This is a genomic window from Pseudomonas alkylphenolica (genome assembly GCF_000746525.1).
GTDB lineage: Bacteria > Pseudomonadota > Gammaproteobacteria > Pseudomonadales > Pseudomonadaceae > Aquipseudomonas > Aquipseudomonas alkylphenolica.
The window spans coordinates 588,915-606,812 of the sequence record NZ_CP009048.1 but is presented as its reverse complement, the minus strand read 5'-3'; the positions used below and the strand labels follow the sequence as shown (position 1 = coordinate 606,812).

General features: G+C 63.1%; 19 protein-coding genes and 1 tRNA gene. 11 read left to right on the top strand and 9 right to left on the bottom strand.

The genetic code is table 11. The features are described from left to right. Position 1 precedes the first annotated feature (1 nt). A complete protein-coding gene (nrdR, locus tag PSAKL28_RS02830) occupies positions 2-466 on the bottom strand; it encodes a transcriptional regulator NrdR (RefSeq protein ID WP_038606259.1) in 465 nt (154 codons plus the stop codon). A gap of 107 nt (positions 467-573) precedes the next feature. On the opposite strand from nrdR, the gene PSAKL28_RS02825 reads away from it, so the two are divergent. The 3 genes from PSAKL28_RS02825 to trxA are packed head-to-tail and all read left to right on the top strand — an operon-like array spanning position 574 to position 2,583. Next, positions 574-1,020: a YbaY family lipoprotein gene (locus tag PSAKL28_RS02825; protein ID WP_038606256.1), complete on the top strand. Its 447-nt coding sequence runs from the start codon at positions 574-576 to the stop codon at positions 1,018-1,020. Continuing rightward, positions 1,020-1,679, top strand: a complete 660-nt coding sequence (locus PSAKL28_RS02820; RefSeq protein WP_038606254.1) for a class I SAM-dependent methyltransferase — start codon at positions 1,020-1,022, stop codon at positions 1,677-1,679. The genes PSAKL28_RS02825 and PSAKL28_RS02820 overlap by 1 nt, the downstream gene beginning before the upstream one ends. 31 nt (positions 1,680-1,710) lie before the next feature. Next, positions 1,711-2,583: a thioredoxin gene (gene trxA / locus PSAKL28_RS02815; protein ID WP_038606251.1), complete on the top strand. Its 873-nt coding sequence runs from the start codon at positions 1,711-1,713 to the stop codon at positions 2,581-2,583. 80 nt (positions 2,584-2,663) lie between these two features. Here the strand turns inward: trxA and PSAKL28_RS02810 are convergent, their stop codons facing one another. Next, a complete protein-coding gene (locus PSAKL28_RS02810) occupies positions 2,664-3,011 on the bottom strand; it encodes a hypothetical protein (RefSeq protein ID WP_038606249.1) in 348 nt (115 codons plus the stop codon). 132 nt (positions 3,012-3,143) lie between these two features. Here PSAKL28_RS02810 and PSAKL28_RS02805 point away from each other — a divergent pair, with 132 nt between their 5' ends. From PSAKL28_RS02805 to PSAKL28_RS02785, 5 genes are all read left to right on the top strand, one after another. Continuing rightward, the gene (locus PSAKL28_RS02805) at positions 3,144-3,713 is read left to right on the top strand and encodes a DUF2796 domain-containing protein (protein ID WP_038606246.1); all 570 of its coding nucleotides are present in this window, start codon (positions 3,144-3,146) and stop codon (positions 3,711-3,713) included. A gap of 46 nt (positions 3,714-3,759) precedes the next feature. Next, positions 3,760-4,479: an ABC transporter ATP-binding protein gene (locus PSAKL28_RS02800; RefSeq protein WP_038606243.1), complete on the top strand. Its 720-nt coding sequence runs from the start codon at positions 3,760-3,762 to the stop codon at positions 4,477-4,479. Further along, entirely contained in the window at positions 4,479-5,744 is a 1,266-nt protein-coding gene (locus PSAKL28_RS02795; RefSeq protein ID WP_038606241.1) for an ABC transporter permease, read from the top strand. The genes PSAKL28_RS02800 and PSAKL28_RS02795 overlap by 1 nt, the downstream gene beginning before the upstream one ends. 8 nt (positions 5,745-5,752) lie before the next feature. Next, the gene (locus PSAKL28_RS02790) at positions 5,753-6,268 is read left to right on the top strand and encodes a DUF3299 domain-containing protein (protein WP_038606238.1); all 516 of its coding nucleotides are present in this window, start codon (positions 5,753-5,755) and stop codon (positions 6,266-6,268) included. A 109-nt stretch (positions 6,269-6,377) separates the two neighbouring features. After that, the gene (locus tag PSAKL28_RS02785; protein ID WP_038606235.1) at positions 6,378-7,061 is read left to right on the top strand and encodes an OmpW/AlkL family protein; all 684 of its coding nucleotides are present in this window, start codon (positions 6,378-6,380) and stop codon (positions 7,059-7,061) included. 76 nt (positions 7,062-7,137) lie between these two features. Here PSAKL28_RS02785 and PSAKL28_RS02780 read toward each other — a convergent pair whose 3' ends face one another. Together PSAKL28_RS02780 and PSAKL28_RS02775 are read right to left on the bottom strand one after the other, a co-directional pair. Further along, positions 7,138-8,067, bottom strand: a complete 930-nt coding sequence (locus tag PSAKL28_RS02780) for an NAD-dependent epimerase/dehydratase family protein (protein WP_038606232.1) — start codon at positions 8,065-8,067, stop codon at positions 7,138-7,140. After that, positions 8,060-8,944, bottom strand: a complete 885-nt coding sequence (locus PSAKL28_RS02775) for a sugar nucleotide-binding protein (protein ID WP_038606229.1) — start codon at positions 8,942-8,944, stop codon at positions 8,060-8,062. Before PSAKL28_RS02775 ends, PSAKL28_RS02780 begins: the two co-directional genes overlap by 8 nt. A gap of 163 nt (positions 8,945-9,107) precedes the next feature. Between PSAKL28_RS02775 and PSAKL28_RS02770 the strand changes: the two genes are divergently transcribed. Continuing rightward, positions 9,108-9,953: an alpha/beta hydrolase gene (locus PSAKL28_RS02770; protein WP_038606226.1), complete on the top strand. Its 846-nt coding sequence runs from the start codon at positions 9,108-9,110 to the stop codon at positions 9,951-9,953. Here the strand turns inward: PSAKL28_RS02770 and PSAKL28_RS02765 are convergent, their stop codons facing one another. After that, positions 9,954-10,772: a helix-turn-helix domain-containing protein gene (locus PSAKL28_RS02765; RefSeq protein WP_038606223.1), complete on the bottom strand. Its 819-nt coding sequence runs from the start codon at positions 10,770-10,772 to the stop codon at positions 9,954-9,956. It abuts the gene before it with no gap. A gap of 177 nt (positions 10,773-10,949) precedes the next feature. On the opposite strand from PSAKL28_RS02765, the gene PSAKL28_RS02760 reads away from it, so the two are divergent. After that, complete coding sequence (locus PSAKL28_RS02760; RefSeq protein ID WP_038606221.1) at positions 10,950-12,392, top strand: alanine/glycine:cation symporter family protein; 1,443 nt, start codon at positions 10,950-10,952, stop codon at positions 12,390-12,392. Between the two features lies 1 nt (position 12,393). Beyond that, positions 12,394-13,383: an asparaginase gene (locus PSAKL28_RS02755; protein WP_038606218.1), complete on the top strand. Its 990-nt coding sequence runs from the start codon at positions 12,394-12,396 to the stop codon at positions 13,381-13,383. 7 nt (positions 13,384-13,390) lie between these two features. Here PSAKL28_RS02755 and PSAKL28_RS02750 read toward each other — a convergent pair. The 4 genes from PSAKL28_RS02750 to fdhE all read right to left on the bottom strand — a co-directional run bounded on the left by PSAKL28_RS02750 (position 13,391) and on the right by fdhE (position 17,895). Then, a tRNA-Sec gene (locus PSAKL28_RS02750) sits at positions 13,391-13,486 on the bottom strand. Between the two features lie 6 nt (positions 13,487-13,492). After that, positions 13,493-15,412: a selenocysteine-specific translation elongation factor gene (gene selB, locus PSAKL28_RS02745; RefSeq protein WP_038606215.1), complete on the bottom strand. Its 1,920-nt coding sequence runs from the start codon at positions 15,410-15,412 to the stop codon at positions 13,493-13,495. After that, positions 15,409-16,839, bottom strand: coding sequence for an L-seryl-tRNA(Sec) selenium transferase (selA, locus tag PSAKL28_RS02740; protein WP_038606212.1), 1,431 nt, complete (start codon positions 16,837-16,839; stop codon positions 15,409-15,411). The genes selB and selA overlap by 4 nt, the downstream gene beginning before the upstream one ends. Positions 16,840-16,968: 129 nt before the next feature. Then, positions 16,969-17,895: a formate dehydrogenase accessory protein FdhE gene (gene fdhE, locus PSAKL28_RS02735; RefSeq protein ID WP_038606210.1), complete on the bottom strand. Its 927-nt coding sequence runs from the start codon at positions 17,893-17,895 to the stop codon at positions 16,969-16,971. Positions 17,896-17,898: the final 3 nt, after the last annotated feature.

The window sequence follows — 17,898 nt, the reverse complement described above, 5'->3', positions numbered from 1 at the left end:
CTCACTCTTTAGCCGGCTCACGGGCCAGGCGGTCGATTTCTTCGCGAAACTCGTTGAGGTCCTGGAAGCGCCGGTAGACCGAGGCGAAGCGGATGTAGGCGACTTCATCGAGCTTCTGCAGCTCGTTCATCACCAGCTCACCGACCACCAGCGATTTGACCTCGCGTTCGCCGGTTGCCCGCAGCTTGTGCTTGATGTGCGCCAGCGCCGCTTCCAGGCGCTCGACGCTGACCGGGCGTTTTTCCAGGGCACGCTGCATTCCGGCGCGCAGTTTTTCTTCGTCGAAGGGTTGGCGGCTGCCGTCCTGTTTGATCAGGCGCGGCAAAACCAGCTCGGCGGTTTCGAAGGTGGTGAAACGCTCACCGCAGGCGACGCATTCGCGCCGACGGCGCACTTGCTCGCCCTCGGCAACCAGTCGAGAGTCGATGACCTTGGTGTCGTTGGCACCGCAGAAGGGACAGTGCATGGTGGCAGGCAACAAAAAAAGGGAGGGCCATGGTAGCGCATCCCACTGGCAAGACAAGCCAAAGGGGTTACCATCCACTCAGGAAACATGCCGCGAAGGAATTCCCCATGCCATTTCGAGCGCTCGTTGTGCTCAGTTTTGCCGCCTTGCTGGCAGCCTGCAGCAGCGATCAACCCCAGACTGCACCGGCTCCAAAAGCACCGGTTGCCAGTAAAACCGCGAAAGCCCTCGGCCCTTTGCCGGCCTATCAACGTGAATTGAGCGGAACCTTGCTCAATATTCCGGCCGGTGCCGAAGTCGAACTGGCCTTGCTGGTCATCGATGACCGCGGCCGCCCGCAAAACCTGCTGGCCAGCAGCACGCTCAGCAGCAATGGCCTGGACCTGCCGTACCAACTGCGCTTCAACCCCGAAACCTTCCCGGCCGGGGCGCGGGTCGAATTGCGCGGCCGCGCGAGCAAATCCGGGCAACTGATCCTGCACCTGCCGCCTGTGCGGATTTTCCAGGCGCAGACCCAGGTCACCGGCCCGCTGCGCTTCGAACGAGCGCCATAATGGCACCCGCACCTTTACAACAGGCCTTGGGCGAACTGCTCGGCGATGCCCGCTTGGTGGTCAGCGACCTACCTGAGTGCGCGCTCAAGCTGTGGCTGATCGATGCCGAGAACATGGACCGCGAATTCAGTTCGGAAGAAACCCGGCGCATCCTCCACGAGCCGCCGTACTGGAGCTTCTGTTGGGCCAGTGGCCTGGCCATGGCCCGCTACCTGGACCAGCACCGGCACTGGGTAGAAGGCAAGCGCGTGCTGGATTTTGGCGCCGGCTCCGGGATCGCCGGGATCGCAGCCGCCCGCGCGGGCGCTCTTGAGGTCGTGGCCTGTGATCTCGACCCGCTGGCCCTGCAAGCCTGCCGGGCCAACGCCGAGCTCAATGGCGTGGAGCTGAGCTATTCCGAGGACTTCTTCCAGGAAGCCGACCGTTTCGACCTGATCCTGGTGGCCGACGTGCTCTATGACCGGGCCAACCTGCCACTGCTCGATGAGTTCCTCAGCCGCGGCCAGCAAGCCCTGGTGGCCGACTCGCGGGTACGCGACTTCAGTCATCCGCTGTACCAGCCTTTGGGCGTGCTGGAGGCCCTGACCCTGCCGGACCTGGCCGAGCCCCACGAATTCCGCCGGGTCAGCCTGTACCACGCCAGCCGCCAGCCTTTATAGTGATGTCATTCACGGATTTTCGAGAGTCGCGATGAGCCAAGACACACCCTATGTTTTCGATACCAGCGCTGCCGATTTCGACCAGCTGGTAATCGCCAACTCCCACCACAAACCGGTGCTGGTGGATTTCTGGGCCGAGTGGTGCGCCCCCTGCAAGGCGCTGATGCCGCTGCTTGCGCAAATCACCGAGAGCTATCAAGGCGAGTTGTTGCTGGCCAAGGTCAACTGCGATATCGAACAGGACATCGTTGCCCGCTTCGGCATTCGCAGCCTGCCTACCGTGGTGCTGTTCAAAGACGGTCAGCCGGTCGACGGCTTTGCCGGTGCCCAGCCTGAGTCGGCGATCCGTGCGCTGCTCGAGCCGCATGTGCAAATGCCGCCGCCGGCTGCTGCCGATCCGCTGGAACTGGCTCAGGGACTGTTTGCCGAAGGGCGCTTCAGCGAAGCCGAAGCCACGCTGAAAGCGCTGCTGAGCGAAGACAACAGCAATGCCGCTGCCTTGATTCTGTACGCCCGTTGCCTGGCTGAACGCGGCGAACTGGGTGAAGCCCAGACCGTGCTGGATGCGGTCAAGAGCGATGAGCACAAGGCTGCCCTGGCCGGCGCCAAGGCTCAGCTGACGTTCCTGCGTCAGGCCGCAAGCCTGCCGGAAGTTGCCGATCTCAAGGCACGCCTGGCACAGAACAGTGAGGACGATGAAGCGGCCTATCAGCTGTGCATCCAGCAGCTTTCCCGCCAGCAGTACGAAGCGGCGCTGGACGGCATGCTCAAGCTGTTCACGCGTAATCGCGGTTATGAAGGCGGCTTGCCGCACAAGACGCTGCTGCAGGTGTTCGATCTGCTGGGCAATGACCATCCGCTGGTGGGGACTTACCGGCGCAAGCTGTTTGCTGCGTTGTACTGATCAGAACTTTTCGCGGGGCAAGCCCGCTCCCACCGGGATGGTAGAGCCCCTGTGGGAGCGGGCTTGCCCCGCGATAGCTTTCACCCGACCCAGTGATAAACCGGCGCATCCGCCCCGCTTTCGACCTTCACCTCGGCACTATGGCGCAAGCGCACCAGCAGGCGCTTGCCCGCTGCAGTACTCCCCGCCAGCCCTTCCAGATGTTCAAGCAACGTCGGCCCATTGAGCTGCCCGGCGTTGCGCAATACCTCACGTGCCGCCTGCCAGAGAGCGTCATCCGGCCGGGCATTGGCCACCGATGCCACTGCAGCATCCGTCGCGACCGGCGCCACAGCCGCCAATTGTCCGCCCAGATGCGCCCATTCCGCCGGGTCCAGCTCCAGGGTCAAGTCCACCGGCCAGTCGCCGATATGTCCACGAATTCGCACGGTCGTTTCCTCTACTCAGTGACGGGCTCCATGCTCCCACGCCGACGATCCGTCGCCAAGCGCACTGGCACCGGCAGAACAAGTTGTTATAACATAACCAAACACATCCTGTGCCCTCGTGGAGTCCTGCCCATGCGTCGCCTGTTCCTTGCCTTGCCGTTCGCCTTGCTGCCCCTGGCCGTTGCTCATGCCCATAAGGACCACGAGCATGATCATGACCACGCCCATGGCAGCCTCGCCGCCCATGAGCACGGCGTCGCTCGCCTCAATGTGGTACTCGATGGCAAAGCTCTGGAGCTGGAACTGGACAGCCCGGCGATGAACCTGGTCGGTTTCGAGTATGCCCCCAGCAGCGCTGCCGATAAAGCCAAGGTCGCCACCGTGCGCGCCCAGTTGGAAAAACCGCTGGCCCTGTTCGCCTTGAGCAAGGCGGCCAACTGCAGCGAAAGCGATCAGGAACTGGAAAGCCCGCTGTTCGGCGACAAGCCAGCGGCGGATGATGACGGTCATGCTCATGACCACAGCGACATCCACGCGCACTACCGACTCAATTGCGAGAAGCCCGAGCAACTCACCAACCTCGACCTGAGCCCCCTGTTCAAAGCCTTCCCCGCCACCCAGAAAATTCAGCTACAACTGATCGGGCCAAACGGTCAGCAGGGTGTCGAAGCGACCCCGGCGAAAACCACGATCACTTTCTGATAGCCCTTTTGCAGCGAAACGCCCGGGGTAACCCGGGCGTTCATTTATGAGCCAGGCACTGATTGAACTGACCGACCTGGGCTTTGCCTGGCCGGGCCAAGCCCCCCTGCTGGAGATTCCCGCCTTGCGCCTGGAAGCCGGCGAATCGTTGTTTCTCAAAGGCCCCAGTGGCAGCGGCAAAACCACCCTGCTCGGCCTGCTCGGCGGTGTGCAGGTACCCGACCGCGGCAGCATCCGCCTGCTTGGCCAAGACTTGAGCAAGTTGAAACAGGGCGCCCGTGATCGCTTCCGCGTTGATCACACCGGCTACATTTTCCAGCAGTTCAACCTGCTGCCGTTTCTTTCCGTACGGGAAAACGTCGAACTGCCCTGCCGCTTCTCGCGCAGCCGCGCGCAACGCGCCGCCGAACGCCACGGCAGTATCGATCAGGCAGCCGCCAGCCTGCTCGCCCACCTCGGCCTGAAAGATCCGGACTTGCTCGCCCGCCGTGCCGACAGCCTGTCGATCGGCCAGCAGCAGCGGGTCGCTGCCGCCCGCGCGCTGATCGGCCAGCCGGAACTGGTGATCGCCGACGAGCCGACTTCAGCCCTCGACGCCGACACCCGCGAAGCGTTCATTCGTCTGCTGTTCGCCGAATGCCGTGACGCCGGCTCCAGCCTGCTGTTCGTCAGCCATGACCAGAGCCTGGCCACGTTGTTCGACCGTCAGTTGTCACTCGCCGAGCTCAACCGCGCAGCCCTGCCAGCCAACGCTCAGGAGGCCTGATGTACCTGCTCCGTCTAGCCCTGGCGAGCCTCGCCAACCGTCGTTTCACCGCCTTTCTGACCGCCTTTGCCATTGCCCTGTCGGTGTGTTTGCTGCTGGCCGTTGAGCGGGTGCGCACCGAAGCCCGCGCCAGCTTCGCCAGCACCATCAGCGGCACCGACCTGATCGTCGGCGCCCGTTCCGGCTCGGTAAACCTGCTGCTGTACTCGGTGTTCCGCATCGGCAATGCCACCAACAACATCCGCTGGGACAGCTACGAACACTACGCCAGTGACAAGCGGGTGAAATGGGCGATTCCGATCTCACTCGGTGACTCGCATCGCGGCTACCGGGTCATGGGCACTACCGGCAGTTACTTCGAGCATTATCAGTACGGCCGCAAGCAAAACCTGCAATTGGCCGAGGGCCGCGCGTTCGCCACCGACCCGTTCGAAGTGGTGCTGGGCGCCGAAGTCGCCCAGGCCCTGCATTACAAGCTCGGTGACAAGCTGGTGCTGGCCCACGGTGTGGCCGCCATCAGTCTGGTCAAGCATGACGACAAACCCTTCACCGTGGTCGGCGTACTGCAACGCACCGGCACCCCGGTGGACCGCACCCTGCATATCAGCCTGGGCGGTATGGAAGCGATTCACATCGACTGGCACAACGGCGTACCGGCCCGTGGTGCCGGACGGATCAGCGCCGAGCAGGCGCGTGACATGGACCTCAAGCCCGCCGCGATCACCGCGTTCATGCTGGGCCTGAACAACAAGATCGCCACCTTCAGCCTGCAGCGCGAGATCAACGAGTACCGCAATGAGCCGCTGCTGGCGATCCTGCCGGGGGTCGCCCTGCAAGAACTCTGGAGCCTGATGGGCACTGCCGAGCAGGCGTTGTTCGTGGTCTCCCTGTTCGTCGTACTGACCGGGTTGATCGGTATGCTCACCGCCATCCTCACCAGCCTCAACGAGCGGCGCCGGGAGATGGCCATTTTGCGCTCGGTCGGTGCCCGTCCGTGGCATATTGCCGGGCTGCTGGTGCTTGAGGCGCTGGCCCTGGCAGTGGTCGGCATCGCTGCCGGTCTGGGCTTGCTGTACCTGGGGATTGCCCTGGCTCAGGGTTATGTACAAGCCAACTACGGCCTGTTCCTGCCGCTGGCCTGGCCAAGTGCCCATGAATGGAGCCTGCTGGCGATCATTCTCGGGGCCGCACTGCTCATGGGTAGCGTGCCGGCCTGGCGCGCCTATCGGCAGTCTCTGGCCGACGGCCTGTCCATTCACTTGTGAGACCTTTGATGCCACGCATTCTGCTGTCGATACTGCTGCTGGTGAGCACGCCCTTATGGGCGGACGAACCGCGCACCCTGGAGTGGCCGCAACTGATTCCCGCCGGTGCGCCAATCGTCCAGCCGCAACTGGCGCCGCTGCATGACCTGTCGCAATTGAGCGATGCCCTGGCCGCCGAATCGGCTCCGGCCGCCCACCAGCAGGTGCCGAACGCGCCGGTGGTCAAGGCCCTCGATGGCCAGCAAGTGAAGTTACCGGGCTACATCGTGCCGCTGGAAGTCAGTGAAGAAGGTCGCACCACCGAGTTTCTCCTGGTGCCCTACTACGGCGCCTGCATCCACGTGCCGCCGCCACCTTCGAACCAGATCGTGCATATCGTCAGTGAGATGGGTGTGCGCGTCGAGGACCTCTATCAGCCCTACTGGATCGAAGGCCGGATGCAGGTGAAAAGCACCAGCAGTGAACTGGCCGACGCCGGTTACCAGATGGAAGCCGAGAAAATCTACGCTTATGAACTAGAATGATTGGCCCCACACAATGGCTTTGACGCTTTCATTGAGCTGGGTCAAATCGCGAAAATAATGGCTCTTTACCATTGGACGTACCAATTCTAAACGTCCTCTGGGAGCTTCCATGAACAAGTCCTTGCTCAGCGCCTCGCTTTTCGCCTTGGCGCTCGCAGCCCCTGTTGCCCACGCCCACCAGGCTGGCGACATCATCGTGCGTGCCGGCGCAATTACTGTTAATCCCAACGAGGACAGCAGTGACATCAAGCTCGACGGCACCAAGGTGTCCGGTACCAAGGCGACTCTGGATAGCGATACCCAACTGGGCCTGACCTTCGCCTACATGCTGACCGACCACATCGGCCTGGAGCTGCTGGCCGCCACGCCGTTCCACCACACTGTCGGCGTCAAGGGCCTCGGCCCTGGCCTGGATGGCAAGCTGGGCGATATCAAACAACTGCCACCGACCCTGTCGCTGCAGTACTACCCGATGGAACCAAGCTCGAAGTTCCAGCCATATGCCGGTATCGGTCTGAACTACACCATGTTCTTTGACGAAGACCTGGACAGCAACCGCAAAGCCCAGGGCTTCAGCAACCTGAAAGTCAAAGACTCGTTCGGTCTGGCTGGTCAGCTGGGTATGGACTACATGATCAACGAACACTTCCTGGTCAACGCCGCGGTCTGGTACATCGACATCGACACCAAGGCCACCATGGACGGCCCGAGCGCTCTGGGCGTCGGCAAGACCAAGGTCGACGTAGATGTCGATCCATGGGTCTACATGGTCGGTGTTGGTTACAAGTTCTGATCTAACGTTTGAGGTACATCGCGGGGCAAGCCCGCTCCCACTGAATCGGTGGGAGCGGGCTTGCCCCGCGATGCTTTCAGCGTCCCAGCAATCGCGCCAGCCCCTCGGCCAACGGCGTCGCCTCGGGAAAATCAAAACGCGCCAGCAAGCGCTGGTTGTTCGCCCGCGAGTGACGGATGTCGCCGGAGCGCGCCGGCCCATGGCTGATCGCTGGCAAATCACCGACCACCGATTTCAGCGCGGCCAGCAACTGGTTCAGTGAAGTGGCCTGGTTCAAGCCGATATTCACCGCGCCGTCTTCAACCTGCACCTGCTCCAGGGCCTGAACCATTACGCTGACCAGATCCCCCACATAGAGAAAGTCCCGGGTCTGTTCGCCGTCGCCGAACAAGGTAATCGGCTGTCGGCTCAAGGCGCGCTCGCAGAAAATGCTGATCACCCCGGAATACGGCGAAGACGGATCCTGGCGTGGCCCGAAGATGTTGAAGAAGCGGAACACCACCGGCTCCAGGCCATGCTGGCGACGATAGAAGTCCAGGTATTGCTCACTGGCCAGCTTGTCCACGGCATAGGGCGTGAGAGGCGCCTTGGGGGCATCTTCCTCGACCGCCAGGCCTTCGCCATTGTTGCCGTAGACGGCCGCGCTGGAGGCAAACAGCACCCGCTTGATGCCATTGAGGCGCATGGCTTCGCAGACATTCAAGGTGCCAATGAAGTTGCTCTGATGAGTTTTCACCGGGTCGTCCACCGAGGCCTGCACCGAGGCAACGGCGGCCAGATGCACAACCGCCTGGCACCCCGCAGCCACGCGCTTGACCAGCTCAGCATCGGCGACATCGCCTTCGATCAGCTCAAGCCCGGGGTTGGCCATTTGCAGGTTGGCGGGTTTGCCGGTGGACAGATCATCGAGGATCCGTACCGCATAGCCTTTTGCCAGCAGCGCATCGCTCAGGTGAGAACCGATGAAGCCGGCGCCACCGGTGATCAGAATTGGGGCATCAGCCATGACGATAGAATCGATCCAGTAAGGGTGGCAAACCCGAGCGCCAGGCGCGGGGCTTGATACCGAAAGTGTGCAAAATTTTCTTGCAGGCCAGCACTGCATGTTGCGGTTCTTCGCTGGCATCCGGACGTGCGGCATGGGCCTGCGCGGTCGGTGCGGTAACAGCCAGTGGGTGTAGCTGCGCCGCTTCGGTGAGGATAGCCTGACCGAGCGCCAGCGGCGTGGTGGCTTCGTTACCGGCGTAGTGGTACGTCCCCCACAAGGGTGCTGCGCAATCGAGCTGCTTGAGCACCGAGAGAATCACCCGTGCGGCATCGTCCACCGGTGTTGGATTGCCCCGGCGATCATCGGCCAGGAGCAATTCCTGGGGCTGTTCGGCGCGGGTCAGAAAACGCCCGAGCACGCCATCGATGCTCTCGTCGAGCAACCAGCCAAAACGCAGCAGTACGTGCTGCGGGCAGGTCGCCCGTACGCTCTGTTCGATCCGCCACAGTGCCTGACCACGCAGGCCCAGGGGCACCGGCTCATCCTTCTCGCTGTAGGCGGTGGCGCGTGAGCCATCGAACACCCGGTAGCTCGAAGGCTGGACCAGAATGATGTTGTGGTGCTGGCACAGTTCAGCCAGGCGCTCCACCGAGCGCTCCTGCTGAGCCAGGCGCTTTTCGCTGACGGACTCGGCCTGGAACCAGTCGAAGTAATAGGCCAGGTTCACCAATGCGTCGGGGCGGGTGTCGTCCAGCAACTGGGTCAGGCTGGCCGGGTCCCAGCCGTGCTCTGGCGGACGCGGTGCCAGAAAGCCGATATCTTCCTCGGCCCCGAGACGAATCAGCGCTTGCCCAAGGGCATTTCCACCACCCAACAGCATCAGGCGCATTCGCATAGAGTCAGCAGATCCGGTCAGATTGATTGAGGAAAGGGCACATTTTGCGTTTTCCGGCAGGGGAAGTCCAACGCTGGCCTAGCTAACGCCTTATCTACGCAATTCGGCAAACGGCCTATAATGCGCCCGACACGAGCATCCTCGGCTTCTCAAGGCGACGTCCATGGAACTTGAAGCGGCTTCAGCACAACGTTCAACCTGGCAATACGATGAGCCCAGCCCCGGCGCTGAGCGGTTCATCAGCGAAACCTTCGACAGCTATCAGCAACAGGCGCGGCTACTGATCCCCGACGAGGAGCGCGCAGCGCCGCTGTTCGTTGTCGGTGGCGCACGCTCGGACTTTACCCGCCTCAACCCCCTGCTCTACCGGCTACAGGCATTGGGTATCGGCTCACTGACCGCCAACCTGTCCGGGCACAGTCTGGCCAGCGAGCCGGGTGCATTTGCGCCTTCGCTGCGCACCAACCGGGAGGAAGCGCTGCGCTTTCACCGCCATATCGCTGCACGTTGCCAGACCGTGATCGGTCATAGCCTGGGGGCATCCATCGCCTTGAAGCTGGCGGCGCAGCAACCGACTGTGGATAAGTTGATCCTGATCTGTCCCGCCGTCTACCCCGACAACGCCCATGACGCCCCCTTCGGCCCGGCCTTCACTGCAGCAATCAGCAAGCCCTATGGTTTTCTGGACTGCGACAGCTTTGAGTTCCTGCGCCAGTTCCACGGCCGGGTGTTGCTGGTGATGGGTGAGTTCGACGGGCTCAACTCCCAGACGCATGGCCAGGGGGCAGGCACTTCGGCCGGCACCTTGTGGCTGGCAGGCGCGCAGCGCTACAGCCCGATCCCGGAAGAAGTCACCCGCTCGCTGCTCAAATCCGTGCCGCCTCCAAACCTTCAGTGTCTGTTGCTCTCAAACTGCGATCACGGCGTTGCGGCACATTTGCGTAGCGCACCATTGGTAGCAGATCAGGTGGCGCAGACCGTCGCGGAGTTCATCTTCGACGCCAGTTGATCACTCGATCTCGAACAAGCCGTTGCTGATCGGCCCGACACTCAGGCGCTCGCGCACATCGTCATCGATGCGCGGATCGTCCGGGCGATACAGCTTCACCTGGCGGTAGGCGCTGATGCGGTTGATCTCGGTCCCCAGATACTCCCAGACCACCCGGGTGCAGGCCGGAGTACGCCGGTCGCCACTGGACACCCCGGTTTTCAGGCCGTTCAAGCGGGTGATGCGGCTCTTGAAGCTGGGGATCAGGATGGTCTGGCTCATCTCGTTCACCGTCAGCGACTCGTAGTCGATGAGAAACAGGCGATCCTGCAACTGGAACGCCGCGCCCAGGTAGCGACAGCGTACCCAGTCTTCGGCCTGCACATCGGTACTGCTGGAACGCTCCTGGCGTTCCTGGCGCTCGAACAGAAAGGTGCCACGCTCCTCGCGCAGGTGCACCAGCGACAGCAGGATCGAGCCCGGCACCGACATGCAGTTGGAGTATTCGAAGTAGTAACCGCAGTACCGCGACAGGTTGCCGCTCTGCTCACGCAATGGCCGCAACAGTTCGCCCAGCGGATCTTCTTGCGGGACGCTGACGCTGGCCGGGTTGCGCGCCCCGATCAAGCGGGCGAACTGCTCAGGCGGCAAACCCAGCTCGTAATCCTCGACACCGAAGAAATCGCCGATGCGCTTGAGGTTGAACGGCGTCGGCTGACTTTGCCCGCTCAGGTACTTGTTGAACTGTGCCCGGTTGATCGACAGCTGCCGGCAAACCTCTGAGATAGAGCGGTAGTGACTGCAGGCGAGTTTGAGGTTGGTACCAAGATTTTCGCTCATGCGAGCCGTTCCAGGTGATGCGATAGGCGCCAGTTTAGCATCAAGTCGCATCAACTCAGAGCAACCCGCGAAATTGTAACCATATTTATCTTGGCCAACCATGCGCCCCCATGGATACGGCGCAACGACGTCTGTCCGGTTGTCTTTCATGCAAAGAATAAGAATCGAGGTCACTCCATGCTCGAAGCGCTCAACGATTTCCTTTCGGGGAAACTCCTCATCGTCCTTATCGTCGGACTCGGCAGTTACTTCACTATCCGTTCCCGTTTCGTCCAGTTCCGCCATTTCGCCCACATGTTCAGCGTCTTCAAGGAATCCTTGCACGGCCAGGCTGGCCAGTTGAGCTCGTTCCAGGCCCTGATGCTGAGCCTGGCCGGCCGCGTCGGCGCCGGTAACATTGCCGGTGTCGGTATCGCTGTAACCCTCGGCGGCCCAGGCGCGGTGTTCTGGATGTGGGTCACTGCCCTGGTGGGTATGTCCAGCAGCTTTTTCGAATGCACCCTGGCCCAGGTCTACAAGCGTAGCGACGGCGACGGCCTGTACCGTGGCGGCCCGGCCTACTACATCCAGCACGGTCTGAAGCTCAAGACCATGGCCGTGGTGTTCTCCCTCTTGCTGCTGGTGACCTACGGCTTTGCCTTCAATGGCCTGCAGTCCTACACCGTGACCCATTCGCTGCAGAACGCCTTCGGTTTCGCTCCCGAGCGCACCGGCATCGCTCTGGCCGTGCTGCTGGCGATCGTTTTCCTCGGTGGCATCAAGCGCATCGCCGCAGTCTCCGACCTGCTGGTACCGGTCAAGACCCTGGCCTACATCGGCGTAACCCTGTACGTGATCGGCAGCCAGATCGAACACGTCCCGGCCATGCTGGAAACCATCTTCAAGAGCGCTTTCGGTCTCGATCCGGCGTTCGGCGGCCTGCTCGGCAGCGCCATTGTCATGGGCGTGAAGCGTGGCGTGTTCGCCAACGAAGCGGGCCTGGGCAGTGCACCGAACGTAGCGGCCGTGGCTGCGGTGAAACACCCGGGCGCGCAAGGCGTGGTCCAGGCGTTCAGCGTGTTCCTCGACACCTTCGTGATCTGCACCTGCACCGCGTTGCTGATCCTGCTGTCCGGCTTCTACACCCCGGGTTTCGAAGGTGACGGTATCGTCCTGACCCAGAACTCCCTGGCCGCCGTAGTCGGTGACTGGGGCCGTCTGTTCGTCAGCGTGGCACTGTCGCTGTTCGTCTTCACCTGCATCCTCTACAACTACTACCTGGGCGAAACCAGCCTGCAGTTCCTGACCCGCAACCGCCTGGTACTGCTGGGCTACCGCGCGCTGGTGCTGGCCCTGATCGTCTGGGGTTCGGTGCAGAACCTGTCCACCGTGTTCGCTTTCGCCGACATCACCATGACCTGCCTGGCCTTCGTCAACCTGATTGCCCTGGCCCTGCTGTTCAAGATCGGCCTGCGGGTAATGCGCGACTACGACGAGCAACGCAAAGCCGGTATCAAGCAGCCAGTATTCGATGCACGCAAGTTCAGCGACCTGGATCTGGATCTGCAGGCCTGGCCGGTCAATCCGCAGACTGAGTCCAAGCCTGCAACCGGCGCTGCTGTCGCGCAGCCGCAGAACTGACATGCGCGCCGTCAACAACCTGCTGGTGCTCTACACCGGAGGCACCATCGGCATGCTCGAAACACCGCAAGGCCTGGCGCCAGGCGGTGGTTTCGAGGCGCGCATGCGTGACTACCTGGCGGCTCACCCCGAATCGTCAGGCATCCGCTGGACCTTGCGCGAACTGTCGCCGCTGCTCGACAGCGCCAACATGCAGCAGGCCAACTGGCTGGCGATGTGCGATGCGATTGTCGAAGCAGTGAAGAAGGATGGCCACGACGGCATCCTCGTACTGCACGGCACCGACACCCTGGCCTACAGCGCAGCGGCCCTGTCATTCCTGCTACTCGGGCTGGACGTCCCGGTGGTACTGACCGGTTCGATGTTGCCGGCGGGCGCCGCGGACAGCGACGCCTGGAGCAATCTGTGCGGGGCCTTGAGCCTGTTCGAGTCGGGTGTCGAGAACGGCGTGCACCTGTATTTCGCAGGCCAGCTGTTGCATGGCGCGCGCGCCAGCAAGCTGCGCAGCGAAGCCTTTGATGCCTTTACCGCACTCCCGCGGTATCGCGAGGGTCAACGGGCCGAACAGGTGCCGGCGGTACTCACCTACTGCCAGCCTCGGGTTGCGGTGAACCTGGCTGTATTACCGGTTTTTCCGGGGCTGCAGGCAGCTCATGTGCGGACGTTGATCGACAGTGGCGTCAAGGGCCTGGTGCTGGAATGTTACGGCAGCGGCACCGGTCCTTCCGATGATCAGGCCTTGCTCCAGGTCTTGAGTGATGCGCGCCAGCGCGGGGTACTGATGGTCGCTATCAGCCAATGCCCGCAAGGCAGTGTGAAGTTCGATACCTACGCGGCGGGCAGCCGGCTACGCGATGCAGGCCTGGTCTCGGCCGGCGGCATGACCCGCGAAGCTGCGCTGGGCAAACTGTTCGCGCTGCTGGGTGCCGGACTGGATGTGGCGACCGCACAGCACTGGTTCGCCCTCGACCTGTGCGGGGAACGGGCGTAGTAGAAAATGGCGGAAGGCAGCGGGAGTCGAACCTGCCCGGGAACGGCTGCCGTCCCCAACCGGGTTTGAAGCCCGGCCGCGCCACCGGGCGCGATTGCCTTCCTTGAACTCAATGCCCCGGCGATTGTGCCAGGGCGTTGTCGGCCCGTACCTGACGCCGGTCACCAATGCGCCGGGTCAGGCCGATACGATCAAAATACTCCAGCACCTGAATGCTGCGCTTGCGGCCGATGCCCAGCACATCACGAAAGGCCGTCACCTGCACCACCGGGTCATCACTGGCCAGCTGCAAGAGCATAGCTGCCATTTGTCGGATTGTGGCTTCAGGGTAGAACAGATCGCGCACCACCTGATGCACCTGGCCCAGACGCGCCAACTTGCGCAGAAGCAGTCGAACCTGCGCTTCCTCTTGCGCCAGCGACCTGGCCAGATCACGCACCCAGGGCGGATCGAACCGGCCTTGTTCAAGCAGCGGCCGCAACTGCAGCCATAGCGTTTCATCCTCTTCGTTCAGGCGTACTTGATGTTCGGGCAAATGCAGCCAGGGGCCGTTGCCAACGATTGCACCACTGGCGAGCAATTCATCCAGCAGGCTGATGAAGGCCGGACGCTCCAGCGGCAAGGCGGCAAAGCGGCGCAAGCGATCCCGGTCGGGGCCGAGCTGATCGGGCTCCTGCTCATGAAAGTGCGCCAGCTGCTCTAGCACGGTTTGTTTCAGCGCCTGCCAGCGCGCCGCGGTGAACAGCAACGGGCCCTGACGCGTAGCGATGACCTGGACATCTGCCGGCAGTTTCCAGCTGCTGCGCAGACGGTTGAACTGACGCTCCAGGCGTTGTGGATCAAGACCGACCTCATCGTTGGCGAGCAGCGCCGGCAAGGCCTGCTCCAGGCTGTCGACGCTGGCCAGCGCCTGCAACTGCGCCAGACGTGCCTCGCTGCGCCGTTGGCGCGCCGGGGCAAAAGGATCGAGCACCCGACCACCGCCAAGGGTGCGTTGCGCGCTATGGTCGCGCAGCACCAGGCGGTCGCCGTGCACCGCCTGCAGCGGTGCGTTTAGCTGCAACTGGGCAAACATGCGGCCGCCCGGCAGTAGATGTTCACCCTGCAACAAGGCCACCCGCGCACTGACATCCTGGGTGCCCAGGTGCACATGCACCGGACTGAAATGGGCAAAGCTGCGCACTTCACTGGCGAGTAACTGCAGTTCGATATCCACCCGTTGGGTCGGCCCGTGCAGCCACTCGGCGAGCAGCCAGTCGCCGCGGTGAATCTGCGCAAGTTCCAGGCGCTCGGCGCTGATGTTCAACGCCACCCGCTGCCCCGCCCATGCCTCGGGCACCGCCTGGTTCTGGGCATGCAGCCCGCGTACCCGCACCGGCTTTCCAGCCTTGCCCAGGAGCAGAGTGTCACCCAACTGCACCTGGCCATCGAGCGCGGTCCCGGTGACCACAATACCGGCACCGGCCACCGCGAAAGCGCGATCGATGGCCAGGCGAAAACCACCGCGGCGGCTGCGCGCGCGGATCTCGCCCTGGGCATTGATCAAAGCCTGGCGCAGGGCATCGACCCCCTCGCCGGTGATGCTGGACAGCGGAAATTGCCTAGCGCCAGCATAGGGCCCGGCCTCCAGCAGGCTACTGACTTGCGCCTGGACTTCGCGGACCCGACGCGGCTCGACGCGATCGCACTTGCTGATAACCACCAGCAACCGGGGGATACCCAGCAATTGAACAATCGCCAGGTGTTCGCGGGTCTGCGGCATCACCCCGTCATCCGCGGCCACCACCAGCACCACCAGATCGACACCCTGGGCACCGGCAAGCATGTTGTGGATAAACCGCTCGTGGCCAGGTACGTCGATGAAACCGGTCAACGGTGCCCCCGCCTCCAGGCTGGCATAGCGATAGCCCAGGTCGATGGTCATGCCCCGTTCGCGCTCTTCCCGGCGCTGATCCCCTGCTTGGCCGGTCAGCGCTTCAAGCAAGGAGGTCTTGCCATGGTCGATGTGCCCTGCCGTGCCGACGATCACCTGATCGTCTCCAGCAACTGCAATTGCGCGAGTTGCGCCAGCCAACCGGCCTCGTCATCCAGTTGCCGCAGGTCCAGCCACAGGGCGTCATCATCGATGCGCCCAAGCACCGGCACCGGTAGCTTGCGCAGTGCTTCCTCAAGGCTGCGCAGGCTGCGACCGCGCAGGCGCCTGGACAGCTGCGGACGCAGGCACAGGGCGGCACTGGGTAAACGGGCCACCGGCTGACTGCCGCTGCCGATCATGCTTTGCGCCGGCACTGCGGCGACGTCCCAGTCAGCACCCAGTACCTGCCCGAGCAGCGGCGCCAGGCGTTCGGCCTGGGCCGCAATCTCAGGCTGGGGACGGGTCAACAGGCGCAGGCTGGGCAGCCGTTCAGCCAGCAGGTCGGGGTTACGGTACAGGCCCAATACCGCTTCCAATGCCGCGAGGGTCAGCTTGTCGACCCTGAGCGCACGCTTGAGCGGGTTCTTCTTGATCTTGGCGATCAGCTCCTTGCGCCCGACGATGATCCCGGCCTGCGGGCCGCCGAGCAGTTTGTCGCCACTGAAGGTGACGATGTCCGCGCCATCATCCAGCGCCTGGCGCACCGTCGGTTCGGCGGGCAGCCCCCAGCGCGTGAGGTCAAGCAAGCTGCCGCTGCCCAGGTCTTCGAGCAATGGCAAGTCATGCAGGTGAGCCAGTTGCGCCAGCTCCCGGGTGGCAACCTGGGTAGTGAAACCCTGGATGCTGTAGTTGCTGCAATGCACCCGCATCAGCAGGCCGCTGCGCGGGCCGATGGCCGCTTCATAGTCGCGGGCATGGGTACGGTTGGTGGTACCGACTTCATGCAGTTTGACCCCGGCGCGGGCCATGATGTCCGGAATGCGAAAGGCGCCGCCAATCTCGATCAGTTCGCCACGGGAGATGATGCCTTCCTTGCGCGCGCCCAGGCTGTTGAGTGCCAGCAATACCGCCGCCGCATTGTTGTTGACCACCGTGACCGCTTCGGCGCCGGTCAGCTCACGGATCAGCCCTTCAATCAGGTCATCGCGGTCACCGCGCTTGCCGGTGGCCAGGTCATATTCAAGGTTCAGCGGATAGCGCGCGGCCATTTGCACCGCGTCGATGGCTTCCTCGGGCAGCAGCGCCCGGCCAAGGTTGGTGTGCAGGACCGTACCGGTAAGGTTGAACACCCGCCGTACCTGGCTGCGGTGCTGGGCTGCAAGCCGTTCGCCGGCGCGTCCGGCAAGCACTGCCGGAGCCAGCTCTGCGCCGTCTAGCTGGCCGAGTCTGGCCGGATCGCGCAGGTCGTCGAGCAGCTGGCGCAAAGTAGCCAGTACCGCGTCGCGCCCATAGCGCTCAATCAGCGGCTGGCAGGCGGGGTGGCGCAGCAGGGTGTCGATGGAGGGCAGGCGTATCGGGAGTTTGGCGAGGTTGGAGGGCATTAACGAGATTACCTTCAACAGGGTGGACCAGTTCGCGGGGCAAGCCCGCTCCTACAGGTGAAGGGGCTCTGTGGGAGCGGGCTTGCCCCGCGATGGCAGCAACACAAAACCTGAGTGTAGACGCTGAGATCACTCCCCTCCCGGCGCCAGCATCAGATTCGGCGCCAGCCGCTGATAGCCCTCCTGATCCAGGCGCAGATCCAGCGCCAGGCTTGCCAGATCAGCAGACAGCGCCTCGGCATCAGCGTCGCACTCCAGATAGATCTGCTTCAGATAACTCTTGCACCCCGGACAACATTCGGCACGCAGCGGCGCCTTGCCGGCGGCATGGCGATCATCCTCGAGGTTGAAATAAGTCAGCCCCTTGCTCTGCTCGCAGTAGATGCACTTGACCCGCACCACATGCCACTCACACGCGCACAGCGAGCACACCAGATAGCGCAGGCCGTTGTACTTGCCGCGATGGCGGATTACCCCGGCCATCGGCGGCGAGCCGCAGGCCGGGCACTGACACAGGCTGTCGCCAGCCTTGAGTTCGGTGTTCGCAAGGCTCAGCAGCCAATGGCTCCAGGCCGCCTGCAACGCGGCACCGAGAAACGGCACCAGCGCCGCTGGCACGGTGCTGAACTGCCCGGTCAGCAAGGCGATGCCCCAGAGTTTGCGTTGTTCGACAGTGGACACCTGCAAATCGCGTACGGCCTTCAACAACTCGGCGCTGGCAGGTGTTGGATAGCGCAGCAGCAAGGCATCGAGATAAGCCAGCCACAGCCCTTCACGCACCAGGCTATCGGCGGCCAGCGGTGGCAAGCCGTGCTCCACACACAGACGCTGGCGTTCCGTCTCGGCCGGTGCCGCCACCGGTGGCTGGTCGAGCAGACTTTGCTGAATACGGCACAGGTCGGCAATCAGCCGCAGGTAGTCACCCAGGGCATTGCCCTCGGCGAGGGTGTCCAGACGCGCCGCACGCAACGTAAAAAGATTCGCTGGCGGCAGATAGAGAAGCGGCGGCGAGCTGGCCGCCGCTTCGATCTGCCCAGGTTCAAGAATGGTGCTCAAGTG